The sequence below is a fragment of the Cyclobacterium qasimii M12-11B genome (genome assembly GCF_000427295.1).
Lineage (GTDB): Bacteria > Bacteroidota > Bacteroidia > Cytophagales > Cyclobacteriaceae > Cyclobacterium > Cyclobacterium qasimii.
This window is the reverse complement of the sequence record NZ_ATNM01000013.1, coordinates 66,525-83,439: the sequence shown is the minus strand read 5'-3', so window position 1 is coordinate 83,439 and position 16,915 is coordinate 66,525. Positions and strand designations below refer to the sequence as shown.

The 16,915-nt window shown below is 39.9% G+C and carries 15 protein-coding genes; 9 read left to right on the top strand and 6 right to left on the bottom strand.

All coding sequences use genetic code 11. The annotated features are described in order from the left end of the window. Position 1: 1 nt before the first annotated feature. The 5 genes from ADICYQ_RS29475 to ADICYQ_RS01105 all read left to right on the top strand — a co-directional run bounded on the left by ADICYQ_RS29475 (position 2) and on the right by ADICYQ_RS01105 (position 4,070). Complete coding sequence (locus ADICYQ_RS29475; protein ID WP_020891045.1) at positions 2-286, top strand: aminotransferase class V-fold PLP-dependent enzyme; 285 nt, start codon at positions 2-4, stop codon at positions 284-286. Continuing rightward, a complete protein-coding gene (locus ADICYQ_RS01120) occupies positions 283-1,152 on the top strand; it encodes a cysteine desulfurase family protein (RefSeq protein ID WP_316929250.1) in 870 nt (289 codons plus the stop codon). Before ADICYQ_RS29475 ends, ADICYQ_RS01120 begins: the two co-directional genes overlap by 4 nt. Continuing rightward, complete coding sequence (gene moaC / locus ADICYQ_RS01115; protein ID WP_020891043.1) at positions 1,130-1,651, top strand: cyclic pyranopterin monophosphate synthase MoaC; 522 nt, start codon at positions 1,130-1,132, stop codon at positions 1,649-1,651. The genes ADICYQ_RS01120 and moaC overlap by 23 nt, the downstream gene beginning before the upstream one ends. Further along, complete coding sequence (locus ADICYQ_RS25620) at positions 1,635-2,807, top strand: NTP transferase domain-containing protein (RefSeq protein ID WP_051160080.1); 1,173 nt, start codon at positions 1,635-1,637, stop codon at positions 2,805-2,807. Before moaC ends, ADICYQ_RS25620 begins: the two co-directional genes overlap by 17 nt. Positions 2,808-2,870: 63 nt before the next feature. Then, a complete protein-coding gene (locus tag ADICYQ_RS01105) occupies positions 2,871-4,070 on the top strand; it encodes a THUMP domain-containing class I SAM-dependent RNA methyltransferase (RefSeq protein WP_020891041.1) in 1,200 nt (399 codons plus the stop codon). 180 nt (positions 4,071-4,250) lie between these two features. Here ADICYQ_RS01105 and ADICYQ_RS01100 read toward each other — a convergent pair whose 3' ends face one another. The 5 genes from ADICYQ_RS01100 to ADICYQ_RS01080 form a co-directional block, all read right to left on the bottom strand. Next, complete coding sequence (locus ADICYQ_RS01100; RefSeq protein ID WP_020891040.1) at positions 4,251-6,356, bottom strand: M28 family peptidase; 2,106 nt, start codon at positions 6,354-6,356, stop codon at positions 4,251-4,253. Positions 6,357-6,368: 12 nt separating this feature from the next. Beyond that, positions 6,369-7,529: a C40 family peptidase gene (locus ADICYQ_RS01095; RefSeq protein WP_020891039.1), complete on the bottom strand. Its 1,161-nt coding sequence runs from the start codon at positions 7,527-7,529 to the stop codon at positions 6,369-6,371. 64 nt (positions 7,530-7,593) lie between these two features. Continuing rightward, positions 7,594-8,826 (bottom strand): amidohydrolase family protein, encoded by a 1,233-nt coding sequence (locus tag ADICYQ_RS01090; protein WP_020891038.1) that lies wholly within the window; start codon positions 8,824-8,826, stop codon positions 7,594-7,596. A gap of 108 nt (positions 8,827-8,934) precedes the next feature. Further along, entirely contained in the window at positions 8,935-10,305 is a 1,371-nt protein-coding gene (locus ADICYQ_RS01085; RefSeq protein WP_040413761.1) for an amidohydrolase family protein, read from the bottom strand. Further along, positions 10,298-11,983, bottom strand: coding sequence for an amidohydrolase family protein (locus ADICYQ_RS01080; RefSeq protein WP_081652265.1), 1,686 nt, complete (start codon positions 11,981-11,983; stop codon positions 10,298-10,300). The genes ADICYQ_RS01085 and ADICYQ_RS01080 overlap by 8 nt, the downstream gene beginning before the upstream one ends. Before the next feature lie 271 nt (positions 11,984-12,254). Between ADICYQ_RS01080 and ADICYQ_RS01075 the strand changes: the two genes are divergently transcribed. The 4 genes from ADICYQ_RS01075 (at position 12,255) to ADICYQ_RS01065 (ending at position 16,152) form a co-directional block, all read left to right on the top strand. After that, on the top strand, positions 12,255-12,800 hold the full coding sequence (locus tag ADICYQ_RS01075; RefSeq protein ID WP_020891035.1) for a class I SAM-dependent methyltransferase: 546 nt from the start codon (positions 12,255-12,257) through the stop codon (positions 12,798-12,800). 37 nt (positions 12,801-12,837) lie between these two features. Continuing rightward, complete coding sequence (locus tag ADICYQ_RS01070) at positions 12,838-13,896, top strand: PA0069 family radical SAM protein (RefSeq protein WP_020891034.1); 1,059 nt, start codon at positions 12,838-12,840, stop codon at positions 13,894-13,896. A gap of 30 nt (positions 13,897-13,926) precedes the next feature. After that, entirely contained in the window at positions 13,927-14,145 is a 219-nt protein-coding gene (locus tag ADICYQ_RS26975; protein ID WP_152520442.1) for a DUF3253 domain-containing protein, read from the top strand. Positions 14,146-14,481: 336 nt separating this feature from the next. After that, on the top strand, positions 14,482-16,152 hold the full coding sequence (locus ADICYQ_RS01065) for a DUF6909 family protein (protein WP_020891032.1): 1,671 nt from the start codon (positions 14,482-14,484) through the stop codon (positions 16,150-16,152). On the opposite strand, the gene ADICYQ_RS01060 is transcribed toward ADICYQ_RS01065, so the two are convergent. Continuing rightward, positions 16,149-16,856, bottom strand: coding sequence for an SIMPL domain-containing protein (locus ADICYQ_RS01060; RefSeq protein WP_020891031.1), 708 nt, complete (start codon positions 16,854-16,856; stop codon positions 16,149-16,151). The genes ADICYQ_RS01065 and ADICYQ_RS01060 overlap by 4 nt on opposite strands. Positions 16,857-16,915 lie beyond the last annotated feature (59 nt).

The following is a 16,915-nucleotide window of genomic DNA, read 5'->3' as shown; positions in this document are numbered from 1 at the left end:
GATGGAATTACCGATTTATTTTGATCACAATGCAACAACTCCATGCCATCCTGAGGTAGTAGAGGCAATATTGCCCTACTTTACCTCAGCATATGGCAATGCGTCTAGCATTCACCATCCTTATGGGTGGATTGCTGAGAATGCAGTTGAAGCAGCAAGGGAGGAAGTAGCGGAATTGATCGGTGCGGAAGCTAAAGAAATACTATTTACCAGCAGTGCTACCGAAGCCATTAACCTGGCAATAAAGGGGCTTGCAATGGCCCATAAAGGAAAAAAACACACCTGATTACCATAGCTACCGAACACAAGGCAGTTCTTGACACCATAGAGGATTTAGTCCATCAAGGTTTTGACTGTACCTTTCTTCCTGTAAATGCCCAGGGAGAAATCTCCTTAGACCAATTAAAAGCCAGCTTTAAGACGAATACACTTATGTTGGTAGGAATGACAGCCAATAATGAGACAGGAAATTTGCATCCTATCAAGGAGATGGCTGAAATGGCCAAGGCTCACGATGCTTTCTTTGTTACAGATGCAGTTCAGGCTGTTGGGAAAATCCCTTTAAATGTTAAAGATTCAGGAGTGGATATGTTGGCACTTTCGGCGCATAAAATGTATGGACCCAAGGGAGTAGCTGCTTTATATATAAGAAAAGGATTTCCAAAAATCGATTTGGTCGCTCAAATTACTGGCGGAGGACAAGAGATGGGCCTAAGGAGTGGGACCTTAAACGTTCCTGGAATAGTTGGTTTGGGTAAGGCTTCTTCAATAAGCCTAAAGCATCAAGTGGCCGAATCCGAAAGGCTTTTTAACCTGAGGAATAAATTGGAAATAGGTTTGCTTAAAATAACAGGAAGCCAGAGAAACGGATCTTCCGAACGATTGCCACATGTTTGCAATGTCTCGTTTAAGGACATACTAGGAAAACCTTTGCTAATAAGAATTAATAAAAAGTTAGCGGTAAGTTCTGGAGCTGCATGTAGCAGTATTTCAGACAAGCCATCTCATGTATTAACAGCCATGGGGCTGGACAAGGCCACCGCAATGGCCACTTTACGCCTTTCTCTCGGAAGGTCTACCACCGATAAAGATGTGGACTTTGCGATTGATTATATAAGTAGAGTGGTAAATGATTTACGAACAGCTTCATAATTTAATGCATTGCAATGACAAAAAAGACTTTACCCATCTGGACAATAAAACAGGGAATCCTGCAATGGTTGATGTAGGAGAGAAGCAAATTACCCAACGCTTTGCCAAGGCATCCTGCAGGGTGATCTTAGGTAAGGAAATAATGCAGTCACTCAATGAGGTTTCTGAATTGGTGACTAAGAAAGGGCCTGTTTTCCAAACGGCAATTATCGCAGGAACCATGGGGGCCAAAAAGACCTCCGAGCTTATACCACTTTGCCATCCTATAGGGATGGATGATTGTAAGATAACCATTGAAGCAGCAGGAGAGGAGGAAATTCTTATCAGCTGTACTACTCGGGTTACAGGTAGAACTGGAGTAGAAATGGAAGCCATGACAGGAGTATCTGTAGCTGCATTGACCATTTATGACATGTGCAAAGGATTTTCACATGATATTGTGATTACGGAAATGAAATTAGAAGAAAAAACAGGAGGTAAACGTGATTTCAAAAGATAAGCATCAAAAACATGTTCCATTGGCCAAGCCTTCATTGGGCGATTATGGCAGGATAGAATTGGGCTTTCTGGGTACTTCCTGTAGTACAATACAAAAGTTAGCCCAACAGATTATTCAGCACTTATCAGCCTCTTATAAGATGGCTTATGTAGATGCCGACCATAAAGAAGGAGATGAATTGCTGGCAGGAGGCGGTAGCGAGGATAGCTTGATGCAATTCGCTGATGTAGCAGAATTGAGAGACAAGATCGTTTTTAAGCGATTGGATAGAAGGCAAGAGCAGGTATCCGTTTTTGAGCAAAGGGAATGGTTAAACAATCAGGAGCTCGTGCTGATCAATGCCAATCATTTCAAGGCGAAAGACCAGGTACTGGTAATTGACCCTAAAAAGCCAATGGATAAAAAATTGGCCAAACTTACACGTGTAAGGTTATTGCTTTTACAAGAAGGCCAAACAACTATTCCAGATTGTATTAAAACCCATATCCCGAACTGGGAAGAGTTGCCTGTATTGAAAATTGGTGAAACGGATAAAATATTCTCTTTTGTAAATGAATTTATGGAAGAAAGTCGTCCACCGCTCAATGGTTTGGTTTTAATAGGTGGGAAAAGTAGTAGAATGAACCGTGACAAATCGGACCTGACTTACCATGAAAAAAGTCAAAAGGACCATGTAAGCGAGTTGTTGACAACATATTGCAAAGCCGTATACCTTTCTTGTAATTCAGATCAGGATTTAAATTTTGATGCGAGTCAATTGACAATTACGGATAAGTTGATAGGAATGGGACCTATGGGAGGGCTTATTTCTGCCTTTATGGAAAATCCAGATGTGGCTTGGCTGAGTGTCGCTTGTGACTTGCCTTTTTTAAGTCATAAAACATTGGATTTTCTGATAAGCAACAGAAATCCTTCAAAATTGGCGACTTGCTTTTTGGATTCAGAAGGTAAATTTCCGGAGCCTTTGGTTACCATATGGGAACCCAGAGCTTATCCCGTTTTATTCAGGTATTTAAGCCAGGGCTATAGTTGTCCACGAAAAGTTTTGATTAATTCAGATGTAGCGCTTTTACAAGCTCCTGATAAGGAGGAGTTTCAAAATATAAATGACCCTGCTTCCTACGAAGAAGCGCTTAAGGTTTTAAAAAACCAATAGAATTACAACCGAAGCCTTAGGGTATTTTCGTTTCAAGCCAATTTTTTCAGGTATATTTGTACCATGATAGATTTCAATAAGGAAGGAAAAATAGTCATTACCTGTTATGACAGAAATGCGCCCTTTTTAGAAGCTGAGCTTGTTGCATTGGATTTCAAAATCGATGGTGTTTTCCGAACACATGTAGCCTTGAAAGGCACATTAAATGACTGTATTTTTTTAAATATGCACCTGAGAACTGCCAGTCATGTGCTTTATGAGATTGATTCCTTCCCATTGGATCATATTCAAGGGCTTTACGATATAATTAAAGCATTGCCTTGGGAAGATTATATAACCGAAGATGGTTATTTTTCTGTCATCAGTAATGTAAAGCATGAGACGGTAGACAATCCCTTATTTGTTAACGTAAAAATTAAAGATGCCATCGTAGATAGGTTTAGAGATAAATTTGGTATAAGGCCAGATTCAGGCTCTGAGCTTAATGAAGCCGTTTTCCAGTTCTTCTGGAAAGGAGAACAAGCAAGCATCTATATCAATACTTCAGGTGATACCCTGATCAAACATGGCTACAGGAAAATTCCTGGAAGTGCTCCGATGATGGAATCTTTGGCTTCAGCCTCTTTAATTGCCTCCGGTTGGGATGGAAAAAGTCCATTTATAAATCCTATGTGTGGAGCAGGAACAGTGGCCATTGAAGCAGTCTTAAAGGCTACAGACAGGTATCCAGGGTTATATAGAGACGATTATGCCATCATGTATATCAATGGATATGATGCAGGGGTATATTATGACTTAAAGAAGAAGTTGGAGGAAAAAATTAAACCTCAACCTGATTTCCCAATTATTGCCTCAGATATAAGTGAGCGGGCCATTAATGCTAGTAGAGCAAATGCTAAAACAGCAGGTGTGGAGGATTTTATCCAATTTGAAGTTTGTGATTTTAGAGAGGCTACTATACCTGAAACAGATAAGGGAGCTATCTTTTTCAATCCTGAATATGGGGAAAGGTTAGGAGTGGAGGAGGAACTTGAACTTATTTATAGAGAGATTGGTGACTTTATGAAAAAGAGCTGCGCCGGTTATACGGGCTTGGTATTTACTGGTAATCTTGATCTAGGTAAGAAAATAGGCTTAAAGCCCAAAAGAAGGATTCCATTTTACAATGGGACTATCGATTGCAGGCTTTTAGTATTTGAACTGTATAAAGGCACCAGGACGATCGTATACGATACACCTAAAGAAAATAAATTTAATAGGTAGGAGGGACATTGTGTCCCTATTTTGAAATTCCTTCTTACGCTTTACTAATAGTTGTTGCAGCAAAGCGATAAAAGACTAAAAAAATAACACCGGGTTTTGCCCGGTGTTATTTTTTAACAACCCTTTCAGTGGGTTGGCTTCAGTTTACATTTTTTCAAATGCCTTCGAATTCGGCTATAATTACCTACTTTCCAGTTTTTGGCTGATGGCAATTACCTTTTGATTAAGATTCAAAATGGCCTTTTCATAAACCGCATCCCAGTGGTTTAATTGGTCCTTCTTAGCATTTGCGATTTGAAATTCTATCGCTGGTAAAATCCAGGAGGCATAACCACTGTAAGGATCAGAAGAAGCATATAGGGAAAGGTACCATGGACCGAAAGGCATTCCTTCCTTGTGAAGAAAGCTCTTCTCAAGTTGGATCAAATCAGCATTCAATTTCTTGAGTTCTTTTTTGTTTAAACGGTTTTCATTTAAGGCTTTAGGAAGCGTTTTGCTTAAGGCACTGGTGGATTTCTCCAATGCAGCAATAGCGGAAATAGATTTTTGGAAGCCAGTAAATGCTGGGTAATAGGCTTTGATTTTATCAGTTGAAGTTTTAAAATGCATGGTCAAATCTGTTGCATACCTAGGCAAGTCATAGGGGATTAGGGTAGCATTTGCCAACTTCAATGACATGATCCCTGCCCATTGAGCGACAGCTCCACCCATTTTTAAACTAGGGTCGATAAATTTCTCATAGAAGAAAAAATCATCATAATTGGTATGGTAAAGCGTTTTACCGCCAGTGCCTCCGCTTAAAGAAGGTACTCCTGCATGCATATAAAAGCCGATATGGTCAGATCCACCACCAAGATTGCCTATCGGTAGGCTTTCACCATCTTTAGACCACATTTCGAAAACAGTCTTGGAGGAATCTGGGTAAATTACTTTTTTAGCAGCGTCAGTCATTAACTTTTTTAAACTAGGGGCTGCTGCACCTCCAAAACTCCTACCAGAAACACCTGCGTCAAAATTCAAGTAAGCTACCGCATTTGTCCCCAGTTCTTTTTTCATTTGCTCTACCCATTCTGTTGAGCCAATAACACCATATTCTTCTGCATCCCAATGTGCGATCATGATTGATCGCTTAGGGCTGTATCCATCTTTAACAAGTTCACCCAATGCTTCTGATAAGGTCAATAACATGGCTGTCCCACTTCCTGGGTCAGTCACCCCATATGCCCAGGCATCATAGTGACAACCTAATATTATCCATTCGTCTGGGTACAGGCTACCTTTAACGGTTCCTACTACATTGTTGACGCGAACAAACTCTTTGGGTTGAGTTACGCTCAGTCTTACCGTTAACTCTGATCCGCCCTCAAGCCTATAAGTAAAGGGTAGTCCTCCTTGCCATCCACCAGGAACGGGTTTCCCTTTCATCAAAGACATTATTTCACTAGCAGCACCATAGCCAATAGGAGTAATTGGGATTGTATGTAAGCTTGTTTCGCTTGGGTCTAAACGATCCACTTTGGTTTTTCCATCAAGGGGCAAAGCAGGTTCAAAAGGCGTTAAAGGATCGCCGGTAAATGATTCTGTAAGTACCGAGCCCCTTTGAATGGCACTTTCACTGTAATTATTGCCTTCAGGATAAACAAGTCCTTTGCTATAGCCATAATCTCCTGGATCTGTAAAAATCAATAATCCTGCAGCGCCATATTGCTCAGCATATTTAGCTTTAAAGCCTCGGAAATTCTTTCCGTATCTTGCCAATACAATTTTCCCTTTGATGGATATTCCAAGTTCAGCTAACTTTTCATAATCTTCCTTCGTGCCGTAGTTGGCATACACAACCTCTGCAGTTACCTCTCCAGATCCTGAGTAGGCATTCCATCCTTTTGGAAGATCAGGATGTGAAGAATAAGCGTTTCCTGGAATTATATCTTCCATTTGATTCAATGGTTTTCGCTTAGGCGTAACGATTGCTATTTCTGAATCTCCAGGGTCTTTTGGTATGTATACATCATAAGGATACAAAGTGGTCTCTAGCTCGGCTTTCCCCATCACTTCCATCAGGTAGTCCCTAACGGCCTCATTGGCTTTAGATCCTGCGGTATGGGGGTTGGCGGTAATTATTTTTAAGTGGTTTTTGTAATTATCAAAGTCCACCTTCTTTAAAAATAAATCTTCTAATTCCGTTTGCTTTTTTGTGTCATTTTCCGAAAAGCCATCCATTTGGGATTGGGCTAAAAGGTTGAAAGTTAAACCAACAGTGAAATAAAGTAAAAGTAATCTTTTCATGAATTATATTTATTATTGTAATATCTTGTCTACAGTGAGTATGTGTTCACTTGGTTGATTTCGTATGCGTTTAGTTCTTAGGTAGCGAGCCAGTTCAGGTGCATCAAAATGCTCATCTTCCGGATCAAAACTACTTATCCGAACCCTTCCTCTTGAGTGGATGAATTTTCCATCACCAATCCACATGCCTACGTGCACCACACGCTCCTTGCTTGTTTCAGTGGCTGGCACTCCGAAAAACAATAAATCACCAACCTGTAAATTGTCCCAGTTTTTGTCATTGTCAATGAGTTCACCTTCGTTTATCTGTTGAGAAGCATCCCTTGGGATTACCATACCGTTAAGGAAATAGATAGTCTTGGTAAATCCGCTACAATCGATTCCTTTTGGAGAAGTGCCACCCCACAAATAAGGGGCACCCATCATTTTTTTAGCCGTTTGGATAAGGTTGGAGTCATTGGTCTCCCGACTGTTTTTCCATACTTCGTAAGTTATGGCATGGTCTCCTTGTATTACTCCTGTTCGCTGATCTGGAAGCTGGACCTGATAATTCCCATTTTCATAGCCTACCAATTCTAACACATTTCCAGCCGTGATATCACTTACGATTTGGTCGAACTTGGCATTTTCATAGATGGTGCTAATCATTTCAGTGACGACAATTTTTTCCTTCGTTAGCCATTCATCCATGGTATTTTGATCTACCAGGACGATAGCTGCAGCATCTACCCAGGACAAGTATTTGTCTGGAGTTTGTACCAGGTACCAATTTCCTTCTGCTTTCAATACATTCAAAGGCGTACCCATTAAAGCCTGGGTTGCAAGTTCGGCTGAGTGTTTGGGGGCACTTCTAATATTGGCAACGGAATTGGTTACTAAAGCCAGCGTTTTGGTGCCCAATGCTGGATTTGGAAGAAGTTGTATGGAATCTGTAAATGAAATATTGCTTGAAATTAATCGCTGCAATAATTCATCATATGCGGCAGGTAAATTTGTTTCACCGCTTAGTTGATCCTCTTTCCATTGTATGTCAAAAAGGGCCACCCTTTTGTCTGGAGCATGGATTTCCTTGATCTCAGAGATGATGGCTTCAATTTTCTCGGAGTTGTTTTCTGTTTGGCAAGAGAATAAGGCTCCCAGAAGCAATAAATATAGATAACAGGAGTTTTTCATGGATTTGTCTTTAGATTTTCACTAAAAGAGAAAGGGTAACAAGGCTATTTTGGGAGCTTATAAATTAAGGTTGCATTTCTCTGTCCAGGAATTCCTGGTAAAGCCTTATATGTCTATTCGTCATAGGGATTCTGTAGCCATTGATAAATACCTGCTGGATTTGAGTTTTAGGCTCAAATGGATCCCCATCAGCAATAAAGAGTGTAGCTTTCTTACCTTCTTCTAAAGAACCAATTTTGTCGCTTACCCCGAAAATCTCTGCAGGATTTATAGTAATGGCTTTTAAAGCCTCTGTAGTACCCATTCCGTAGGCCGCCGCAAAACCTGCGTTAAATGGTAGGTTTCTTACGTTTTCTGCTTCCATTGTTCGCAAAGCTACTTTTACCCCAGCTTTTTGAAGCAATGCTGGGTTGTTATAGGGAGCATCATAATTGTCCGAATCTCTGGTCGGTAAAGCCAAAATGGGGCCGGTAATTACTGGAACATCAGCTGCTGCAATTTTATCCGCGACTTTCCACCCTTCAGCCACTCCGGTAAGCACTACTTTGACATCCTTTTCTTTGATCCATTCCAAAGCTGAAACAATGTCTTTGGCAGCATTTACTTCTATTAGCAATGGCAATTCTTTGTTTAAAACCCTGGAAAGTTGCTCCATTTCTGGGTAGTAATCCATATCTCCTCCCTTGGATTTAATCGCAAGGTAGGTAGCGGCTTTTTCCCAAAGCGCATTGATTTCCTCCAAGGTCTTTGTCGCTGCTTTTTCTAAATCCTCTAAAGACCTATTGTCATTGCTTCCCGATCTTGTAGCAGAAGGGAAATTCATGATCAATCCCTTAAAACCTCCAAACATCTGTGCTGGTGTATAGCCATTCAAATTAATAAGTGCAGCTGTTCCTGGGAAGTAACCACCTCTGGGTTGGGTTAACACTGTGGTGACGCCACTAACTCTAGTGACAGGTATGGCTACACCATTTGGGTTCACAACGGTCAAGGCTTGCATTTGTGGGGTGAATTTACCCAGCTCCATATAATCCTGGGTCTCTGTCAATGAGTTTATTTCTACTATTCCCAAGCTCGTTCCACTGTCTATAAATCCTGGATAAAGCGATTTCCCGGAGCAGTCGATTACGCTGTGGTTTTGATGTGGTATATCTTTCCCTATTGCCTTGATCAAACCCTCTTCAATCAGCAAATCATGGTCTTCTAGAATCCCATTGGTGACAGTATAGATTTTGGCATTGGTGAGTAAGAAGTTGGCTTTGTATGGTTTTATCACTTCTCCTTCAATCTGGGCCATAAGGCCTTGACTAAGTAAGAAACAGCAACACCATAATAATATTTTTAACTTTTTCATTTGAATTCTATTGTTACAAAGGAAATTGAGCTGCCTTTTCATTTTCAATTGTTAATGGTGGTAGTTATCTGTAAACAACATTTCAACGTCCTGCATGCAATCGTGTGCACCGGTGCTTAGGCGAAAAGGGTCTGGAGATCTTTTAATATTAATTTTTATCCTTTGGTCATCTTGATCAGATTTTCTATCAAAATACATAATGCCATCTACCCAGGTCATTTGTGGAATAGCATAAATAGAAAGTGGATGCTTGTCAAATAAAACCAGATCAGCTTGTTTCCCTACTTCAATTGAACCAACGTAATCCCCTATACCCAATTGTTTGGCGGGATTAATGGTTATCAATGCCAAAGCTTCATCATCCGTAAGGCCTCCATACCGCTGCGTTTTGGCTGCTTCATGGTAAAGGTGCCGAACGAGTTCATCGGAGTCTGAATTGATCGATGTCACTACACCGTTCTTCGTCAAAATTGCCGCATTGTAAGCAGTTGAGTAATAAACCTCAAATTTATAGGCCCACCAATCAGAAAAAACGGAAGCTCCCATGGTGTATTTTGCCAATTCAGGGGCTACTTTAAATCCTTCATTGACATGTGAAAATACGATCTTATCTACTCCATATTCCTTGCAAACTTCTATCAGCATGTAGATTTCGTCTGCTCGATAAGAATGGCAGTGAACAATGATTTCTCCATCCAAAATATCTACTAGTGTTTGCAATCTTGAATTGAACTTAGGTGGGGCGGTATTGATTTCCTTTTTCTGCTTTTCTAAGTTCCATTTTTCCCAGACGGCCTTGTATTGTAAAGCTTCTTCAAATCCATTTCTGATGACTGCTTCAACACCCATTCTGGATCGAGGCTGTAGGTTTTTCCCTATACCATGTACTCGTGTTGGGTTCTCGCCCAGCGCAAATTTAATCGTTCTTGGCGCTTCTTCCATTATCAACCTATTGGGATCCTTGGTTCCATAGCGGAGTTTTAAGGTCACATTTTGTCCACCGATTACATTGGCAGATCCATGCATGGCATGAGTAATGGTTGTGCCTCCTGCTAATGCTCTGTAAATAGAAATGTCAAAAGGGTCAATCACATCACTCATCTGAACTTCTGAAGTGACTGGACTGCTTGCCTCATTGATGATTTCAAGCGCAAGGTGAGAATGGGCGTCAATGATGCCAGGCATTAAGTATTGGCCTGAAGCATCCACTATTTTTACATTTTTAGATGCCTTTAGATTGGTGCCTATTTCAGTAATTATGCCTTTCTTAACCAGCACATCTGTGTTCTCCAGCGTCCCGTTGGTTATAGTGATTACCTGAGCATTTTTAATTAATAAATCACCTGAATGATTTTCCTGGGCGTAAACTTGTGCGCTCAACCAAATTAATAAGCCAGCCAGTAACAGTCTTTTCTTATTCATGGTCTTTATTTGGTTTTTCGTCTTTTGTTGCCTGAACAGTGAATTGGGTATACCCTTTAATATTCATGCTGCCTTCAAACTTATTATTCTTTTTAATAACTCCATCAACAGTTACATCCAAAACGTCATCGTTGGTTTCAACTATAAAGGAAAATGAAAGGGATTCATCTGTAAGTTCTAAATTTTCCATTTTAGCCTTTTTGACTCCGGTTCCTTTTGGACTGTCATAGGACACAGTACCTTCCCATTTGTCGTCTTTCTTAACAAATTCCCAAGTTCCTTTTGATTGGCCCACGGGTGTTTCAGTTGCATAATTCCAAACCTGACTACCAAGTTTTCCAGAGCTGATATTGTCAGGATAATCGAAAAGGTAGCCGTCACTAACAACCATGGACACTTTTCCATCTTTAGAAAATAGACTGTCCGTCATCAGAATTAGGTTGGCCATTTTTCCAGGAGCAATACTGCCACTTATGTTTTCTATTCCCAGAATTTTTGCCGGGTTCATGGTCAAGGCGGCTAATGCTGCATCCTTTGAAAGCCCATTGTCTATCATCAGTCTTAGATTGCTATAAAAATCCTTTTTCTCTAAATCCATACTGGTAAAAGCAAAAGGGATTCCGGCTTTTTCGTATTTTGAAGCTAAACTTAAAGGTTCAAGAAATGCCTTACGGGCCCTTTCAATTCTTGCATCATAATCTGTTCCTTGCTCATCATTATCGAGGGAATCAGAAAATTTATCCTCTGGTAGTGCCAAATTAAGTACAACTCCGACCTTCTTTGAATGCAGGATAGGTATCAATTCAGCTCCTTCATTTATACCAAGCAAAACAAGCTTGAAGTTGTTTTCTTCCAACATTTTTAGTGCTCTTCGTGTATCGAGTTCACTTTTGGGAGCTATCAGGAGAGGCGTTTGATTTTGGGTTACAGGAATTAATGCATTCAATACAGGATCAAATTCTACTCGCCCGATGCCTTTGTTTTTGGCATAGATCGCCATATGTTCCCGGTAAAGGACCGTGTTCTGGAATAGGTCTCGCCACTTGGCCATCACGGCTAACTTGGTATGGGGATAAACCCCACGGACCGTATTGAATTGAAAAAATTGCGATGGGTTTTCGGTGAGTAGGTTATTATTGCCTTCATGTCCCATGACAACTAGTGTCGTTAAACCTGGTAGCATTCCTTTCCCTTCAGGGATTTTTTGTACAATGGTAAAACCAAGTCCGCGCCAATCCTCTTCAATTTTTTCATTGAATTGATAATGCTTGGCTGCAGAAAAGTGGGGATGGATTCCAGCCAATTCAGGAATTGGGTTTGAAGTGTCAAAATCTTCTGGCCTTTCTGGTAAAACAGGAATCTCAACTCCTGACTTGTTGCCCAAGTCAATAAATCCAGGGTAAACAAATAAGGATTCCCCCTTGATTTCTTTGGCATCTTTAGGAATTGTTAGGTTTTTGCCGATTTCACTAATCGTACCATTCTTAAAAATAATATCATAATTGCTGTGTATTATACCTGGTTCTGGAATGACCGTAGCATTCGAAATATAATAACTTGACGTTATCCTTCTGTCCCCGTTATTGTCGCTTTGTGCATGGGCTTGGCCTAAAGTTAAAAGCAAACAAATAAGATAGACTGAACAATAGGTTAAAATGAGTTGTTTTTTCGACTTCATTTTTGATGTTTTGTGCTAAACTAAAAGCTAAAAATAGGGTTTAATACTCAATTTTAGAATAGATATGTATTAAATGTTATTATTTGTCCTGAGAATTCATCTCACCTTGTTAACTTTGTTTCTCCAAAATGAATTTCTCTTTTTTTTGAAATAAAATGAATTTTATGAAGTTGATTTTAGTAACTTTGAAATTTGTGATGGTATTTAAACATTTATAAAATTCAATTGCAGAAGGTTTTAAAGCTTAACCCTCGTTTAATTCAACTAACTAATGAATAAAAGTTCACTCTTTAAAGAGTTGTTTGTCAATATCAAAACTACTGGCGCGGTAACATTTAGTTCAAAGTCTCTGGTAAATAAAATGCTTTCTTTTGCCGAGTTTAAAGGTGCAAAAGTCATCGTTGAGCTTGGGGGTGGAGATGGAAGCATTACCAAAGGAATTATCGAGCGAATGGATAAAGATGCAGTGCTTTATGTATTTGAGATTAGTGAGCATTTTTGCGACAATCTTAGAAAGAAATATGGTTCTGACAACGTTGTTATCATTTGTGACTCTGCAGAAAACATGGACAAGCACTTGGAAGGAAACCCAGTAGATTTATTTCTTTCCTCTCTTCCATTCAGTCTTATTGCGAAAGAGTCCAGAACTGCCATTTACGAGAAAAGTAGCCTGATGCTTAAACCAACTGGTTTTTTCATCCAGATTTGCTATTCCTACTTGTTGCGCTTTCAGTTTGCTACCCATTTCAGTACAATCAAAACCGCTTTTACCCTTAAAAATTTTCCTCCTGCTTTCATCATGGTATGTAATACCTGATAAGGTTTTTTGCTGCTAATGTTATATCTTGCTCCTTATGAAAGGGGCGGATTTTAAGGGAAGAGGTACGGGGTGTCAGCCGGGTAATTCGTATGAAAAAACCAAGCTAGTACAAGAGCATATTGAAGGAATTGATCTTCCTGAGTATGAAGAAAATCCGCGTACCCAATTCATTAATGTCAGCACAAAATCAGCACTTACTGTCAATGATAGTCCTGATTTGCCACTGAACTATTCTGTCAATCCCTATCAGGGATGTGAACATGGTTGTATCTACTGTTACGCTAGAAATTCCCATCAATATTGGGGGTATGATGCAGGTTTAGGTTTTGAAACCAAGATTCTGGTAAAAACAGATGTCGTAGCACAGCTGAAAAAACAATTCGAAAAAAAGAATTATCGGCCCCAAGCCATCATGCTTTCAGGAAATACAGATTGCTACCAACCTGCTGAAAGCAAGTATAAACTCACCCAAAAGATACTGGGAACATGTCTTGAATATGGGCACCCTGTTAGTATTATCACCAAAAATAGTCTCATAGAGCGAGATTTTGACCTTTTAAAAAAGCTAGCAGAAAAAAAGCTGGTTCATGTCTATTTTTCTATCAATCACCTGGACAATAAACTAAAGTTGTTACTAGAGCCTAGAACGGCGGTAGCACAAAAGAAAATTGAATTAATTCGCAAATTTTCTAAAGAGGGGATACCTACTGGCATTATGGTTGCTCCAATCATTCCAGGGATTAATACTGACGCAATTCCACAAATTATCAAATTAGCCGCTGAAGCGGGTGCAAAGCAGGTGGGATACACCGTTGTAAGGTTAAATGGTCAGGTAAAAGAACTGTTTTTAAAATGGCTAGAGGAACATTTTCCAGATAGAAAGGACAAAGTGATGCATCAAATAGAAGCACTACATGGAGGACAATCCAATGATACGGATTGGGGCAGAAGACTTAAGGGTGAGGGTGTTTTGGCGAAAACGATTTCAGGTATGGTGCAGCTATCTATTAAAAAATACCTCCCTAAAGGCTCAAAAATGACTGCTTTTGACTTCAGTCAATTTAAAGGTGATGGACAATTGAAACTTTTTTAATATGAATTATCTAGACAAAGGCATCCTTGTATTGGCTACAATGGAAATGGCAAAAAGAAAAAAGAAATTGCTTTTAGTCCCATTGATGTTGTGAAATGGATTTATCCCAATGACTGGGAAAGTTTTCTCGAGGATGAAAATGAGGCAGTAGCTTGGTTGTACGAAAACGGCTGTATCACTTTAGAGAATGAAGGGAAGGTCATAGATATTATGACTGTTGGAGGCCCTAATAAAATCAAATTGTATTAATTGACCTTTGGCGATAATGGAATCAGATTATTAGAGAAGGGCAATTGCTTCAAGTAAATTGATTGGCGAAGATTTAATAATATTAAGTGTGTTTTAATTAGGTATCAGATGTGCCTTGTAAAACTCTAACAGGATGATTTCCGTCAATGTATAAATTGTATTTATGTTAAATCGATTTTAATTTTCTCTAAGCAGAATAAAATTTTGTAAATTCACCTAATTTTTAAAGCCAGACAATGCAATAGGGTTCGTAGTGCCTGTCCTGAATTTCCTCAGGTTGGGATTACTTCAATTAATAGAAGCTCTATTGCCTATTTTGGGCTAAACCTCAACAATATGAAAAGGACTAAAGCACAGGAATCCAGGGCAGCCATTGAACGTTTGTACATCACCATGCGGCACCTGTTTATGCGGGGGAATTATAAACCTACCGGGGTTTCTGGCGAATCCCTGGTAGAAGCTTTGCTAACCCTTAGTCCTGAGATCTACGGTTTGGTCAATGATTCAGAGAAACTTGAATTGGAAGGGCTTCTTTATGTTATGGAACGGCTTCCTCAGGGGATTGAAGAATGCAGGTACATTCGGCTGATCAGTAGGGAAGGCTACGAAGACTCTGGCTTTCCTCCTTTAATCCCTTCCAAAAGAAAACGGAATTGTTACCGGGTAGATGAGGAGCAGATGTATGTGGAAATGACACGTGGCAAAAGTGATATATATGACATCCTTACCCACCTGACTTTTCTATACATAGAGTCTGAGAAAATCCGAAAAAACAGCACCGACCCTAAGGGTAGGATCAATCTCAATTGGAGAAAATTGAAAGAGGTCGTTGAGAAGGAAATGAAAGGTGAAGAATTCAATAGAGAAGCTGCCTGTTCCTACCTTAGTCACCTGACAGGAAGAACCTTTGAGGAGACCAAAAATGCGGTTCAGAAGTTTGAAAATTCTCACAATAGCAATAGTCTTTTTGCCATCATTTATCAAATGGGAAGGCTGTCTATGGAAGAGATGCTGGAAGAGCGAGACCGTGAGATTTCTTTCTCGGCAACATTAAGAGAAAGGGTTGGACACCACGTTTACGGGGAATCCTGGGCCAATACAATCAAAACGGTTTTGGACGAGCAAGATTTGTTGGAACGGCCAATTCATATTATAAGTGCCAATCTTCACAGTGTCATCAATACCATTTACGGATACCAGGCACTTGGCTTGGATGATTATGAAACCATTGAGGAAATGGCTTTAAAAATCAGTGTGAGTGGGAAAGGTAACAAAGGAAAAGAGGTATTGGCGTATGCTTTAAAGCATGGATTGATTCAGATTCCAGATTCCTCAGGAACCAATATAGGCGTTCAAATTATAGATACGGATAAGATGGTTTCTGATCACCTTATCCCAGGGGTGAAACTCCCAGAAGGTAAAAAGAAAAAACCAGTGTTGATAGTGATGGACTATGCATTTGGTGAGCAAGCTTATGAGTGTTTTGATGAGTTGTTGAAACCCTATGAAGTTGGGCAACAGAAAATCCCTTTGAATATTATCAGCACGTCTATTATGGGGAAAGCAGGTATTTTGGAAGGTAAGAAAGGAGACATTATGATACCTAATGCCCACGTTTTTGAAGGAACCGCAGACAATTACCCCTTTAAAAATGAATTGAATTCAAAAGATTTTGAAGGCTATGGCCTTGGTGTGTATGACGGGCCAATGATCACTGTTTTAGGTACTTCTCTACAAAACAAAGAAGTGCTGGGTTATTTCATGGAGTCATCATGGAAAGCTGCAGGGCTCGAAATGGAAGGTGCGCATTATCAAAAAGCCATTCAGTCTGCAAGTAAAATCAGAAATAGCATAAGGAAGAATGTAAAGGTAATGTATGCTTACTACGCATCGGACAACCCCTTGGAAACTGGTAGCACTTTAGCTTCCGGAGCATTGGGAATGGATGGTGTCAGGCCAGCCTATTTGATTACGTATAAGATACTAGAGAAAATAGGGGAGGCTTAGTCTTCCAATTGAAAGTCAATGGTGGTGACCACCCTAACCGTTTTAATTTGGGGTGTGTTTTCATCCCTGTCATTGATTGTAAACAAGCCTTGTCTCGCAGTTCTTATTTCTCCGACGTCAGAATCAGAGTCCCTGGCGAATTTCTCTGCCACTTCCCGGGCATTTTTTGTGGCTTCTTCAATCATTGAAGGTTTAAGGTCATTTAAACCTGTGAAAATATATTCTATGGGTCTCCATGTATTTTTGGATTCCAGTAAGATTCCTTTCGACATGAGTGCCAGTGATTCGGAAAGGGCTTTTTGAAGTTTGCCAAGATCATCGGTTCTCACCGTGAATTCTGACTTGGCCAAATAACGAAATTCACTGTACTGCGCATTCGAATTGTAGCGATCCGCTCTTACATCGCTAATATTGGTACTTCCTTTGGTCAATTCATCTTCAGTAAAGCCCTGGGAAATAAAGAAATTGTAAACCTCCTTGTTTTGCCTTTCAATGTCTCCGCTTAGTACATTCAGGTCATTAGCCGTTAGGGAAATGTTAATGGGCCATACGGCCAAATCAGCATCTACTTCCCGTTCAGACAATCCTTTTACTTGAACTGTTCGGTCATATTGCTTGCCAATTTTGTGCATGTTGCCAATGAAAAAGCCTGCAATTATTACAGCAGCACTAAAAACCAATGTTTTCAACCAATCAAATTTCATAATCCTAACGTTTTTACCAAGTATAAGTTAATCCTAAAAATGCTGGCCTTTTACCAGCT

What these genes read in the sequence shown, in the direction of transcription:
- ADICYQ_RS01065 (WP_020891032.1), top strand. Translation starts at nt 14,482, where the DNA reads ATGAAAAGGACTAAAGCACAGGAATCCAGGGCAGCCATTGAACGTTTG.
- moaC (WP_020891043.1), top strand. Translation starts at nt 1,130, where the DNA reads ATGATTTACGAACAGCTTCATAATTTAATGCATTGCAATGACAAAAAA.
- ADICYQ_RS01100 (WP_020891040.1), bottom strand. Translation starts at nt 6,356, where the DNA reads ATGAAAAGATTACTTTTACTTTATTTCACTGTTGGTTTAACTTTCAAC.
- ADICYQ_RS01085 (WP_040413761.1), bottom strand. Translation starts at nt 10,305, where the DNA reads ATGAATAAGAAAAGACTGTTACTGGCTGGCTTATTAATTTGGTTGAGC.
- ADICYQ_RS01080 (WP_081652265.1), bottom strand. Translation starts at nt 11,983, where the DNA reads ATGAAGTCGAAAAAACAACTCATTTTAACCTATTGTTCAGTCTATCTT.
- ADICYQ_RS01090 (WP_020891038.1), bottom strand. Translation starts at nt 8,826, where the DNA reads ATGGCCCAGATTGAAGGAGAAGTGATAAAACCATACAAAGCCAACTTC.
- ADICYQ_RS29475 (WP_020891045.1), top strand. Translation starts at nt 2, where the DNA reads ATGGAATTACCGATTTATTTTGATCACAATGCAACAACTCCATGCCAT.
- ADICYQ_RS01060 (WP_020891031.1), bottom strand. Translation starts at nt 16,856, where the DNA reads ATGAAATTTGATTGGTTGAAAACATTGGTTTTTAGTGCTGCTGTAATA.
- ADICYQ_RS01075 (WP_020891035.1), top strand. Translation starts at nt 12,255, where the DNA reads ATGAATAAAAGTTCACTCTTTAAAGAGTTGTTTGTCAATATCAAAACT.
- ADICYQ_RS01105 (WP_020891041.1), top strand. Translation starts at nt 2,871, where the DNA reads ATGATAGATTTCAATAAGGAAGGAAAAATAGTCATTACCTGTTATGAC.
- ADICYQ_RS01070 (WP_020891034.1), top strand. Translation starts at nt 12,838, where the DNA reads ATGAAAGGGGCGGATTTTAAGGGAAGAGGTACGGGGTGTCAGCCGGGT.
- ADICYQ_RS01095 (WP_020891039.1), bottom strand. Translation starts at nt 7,529, where the DNA reads ATGAAAAACTCCTGTTATCTATATTTATTGCTTCTGGGAGCCTTATTC.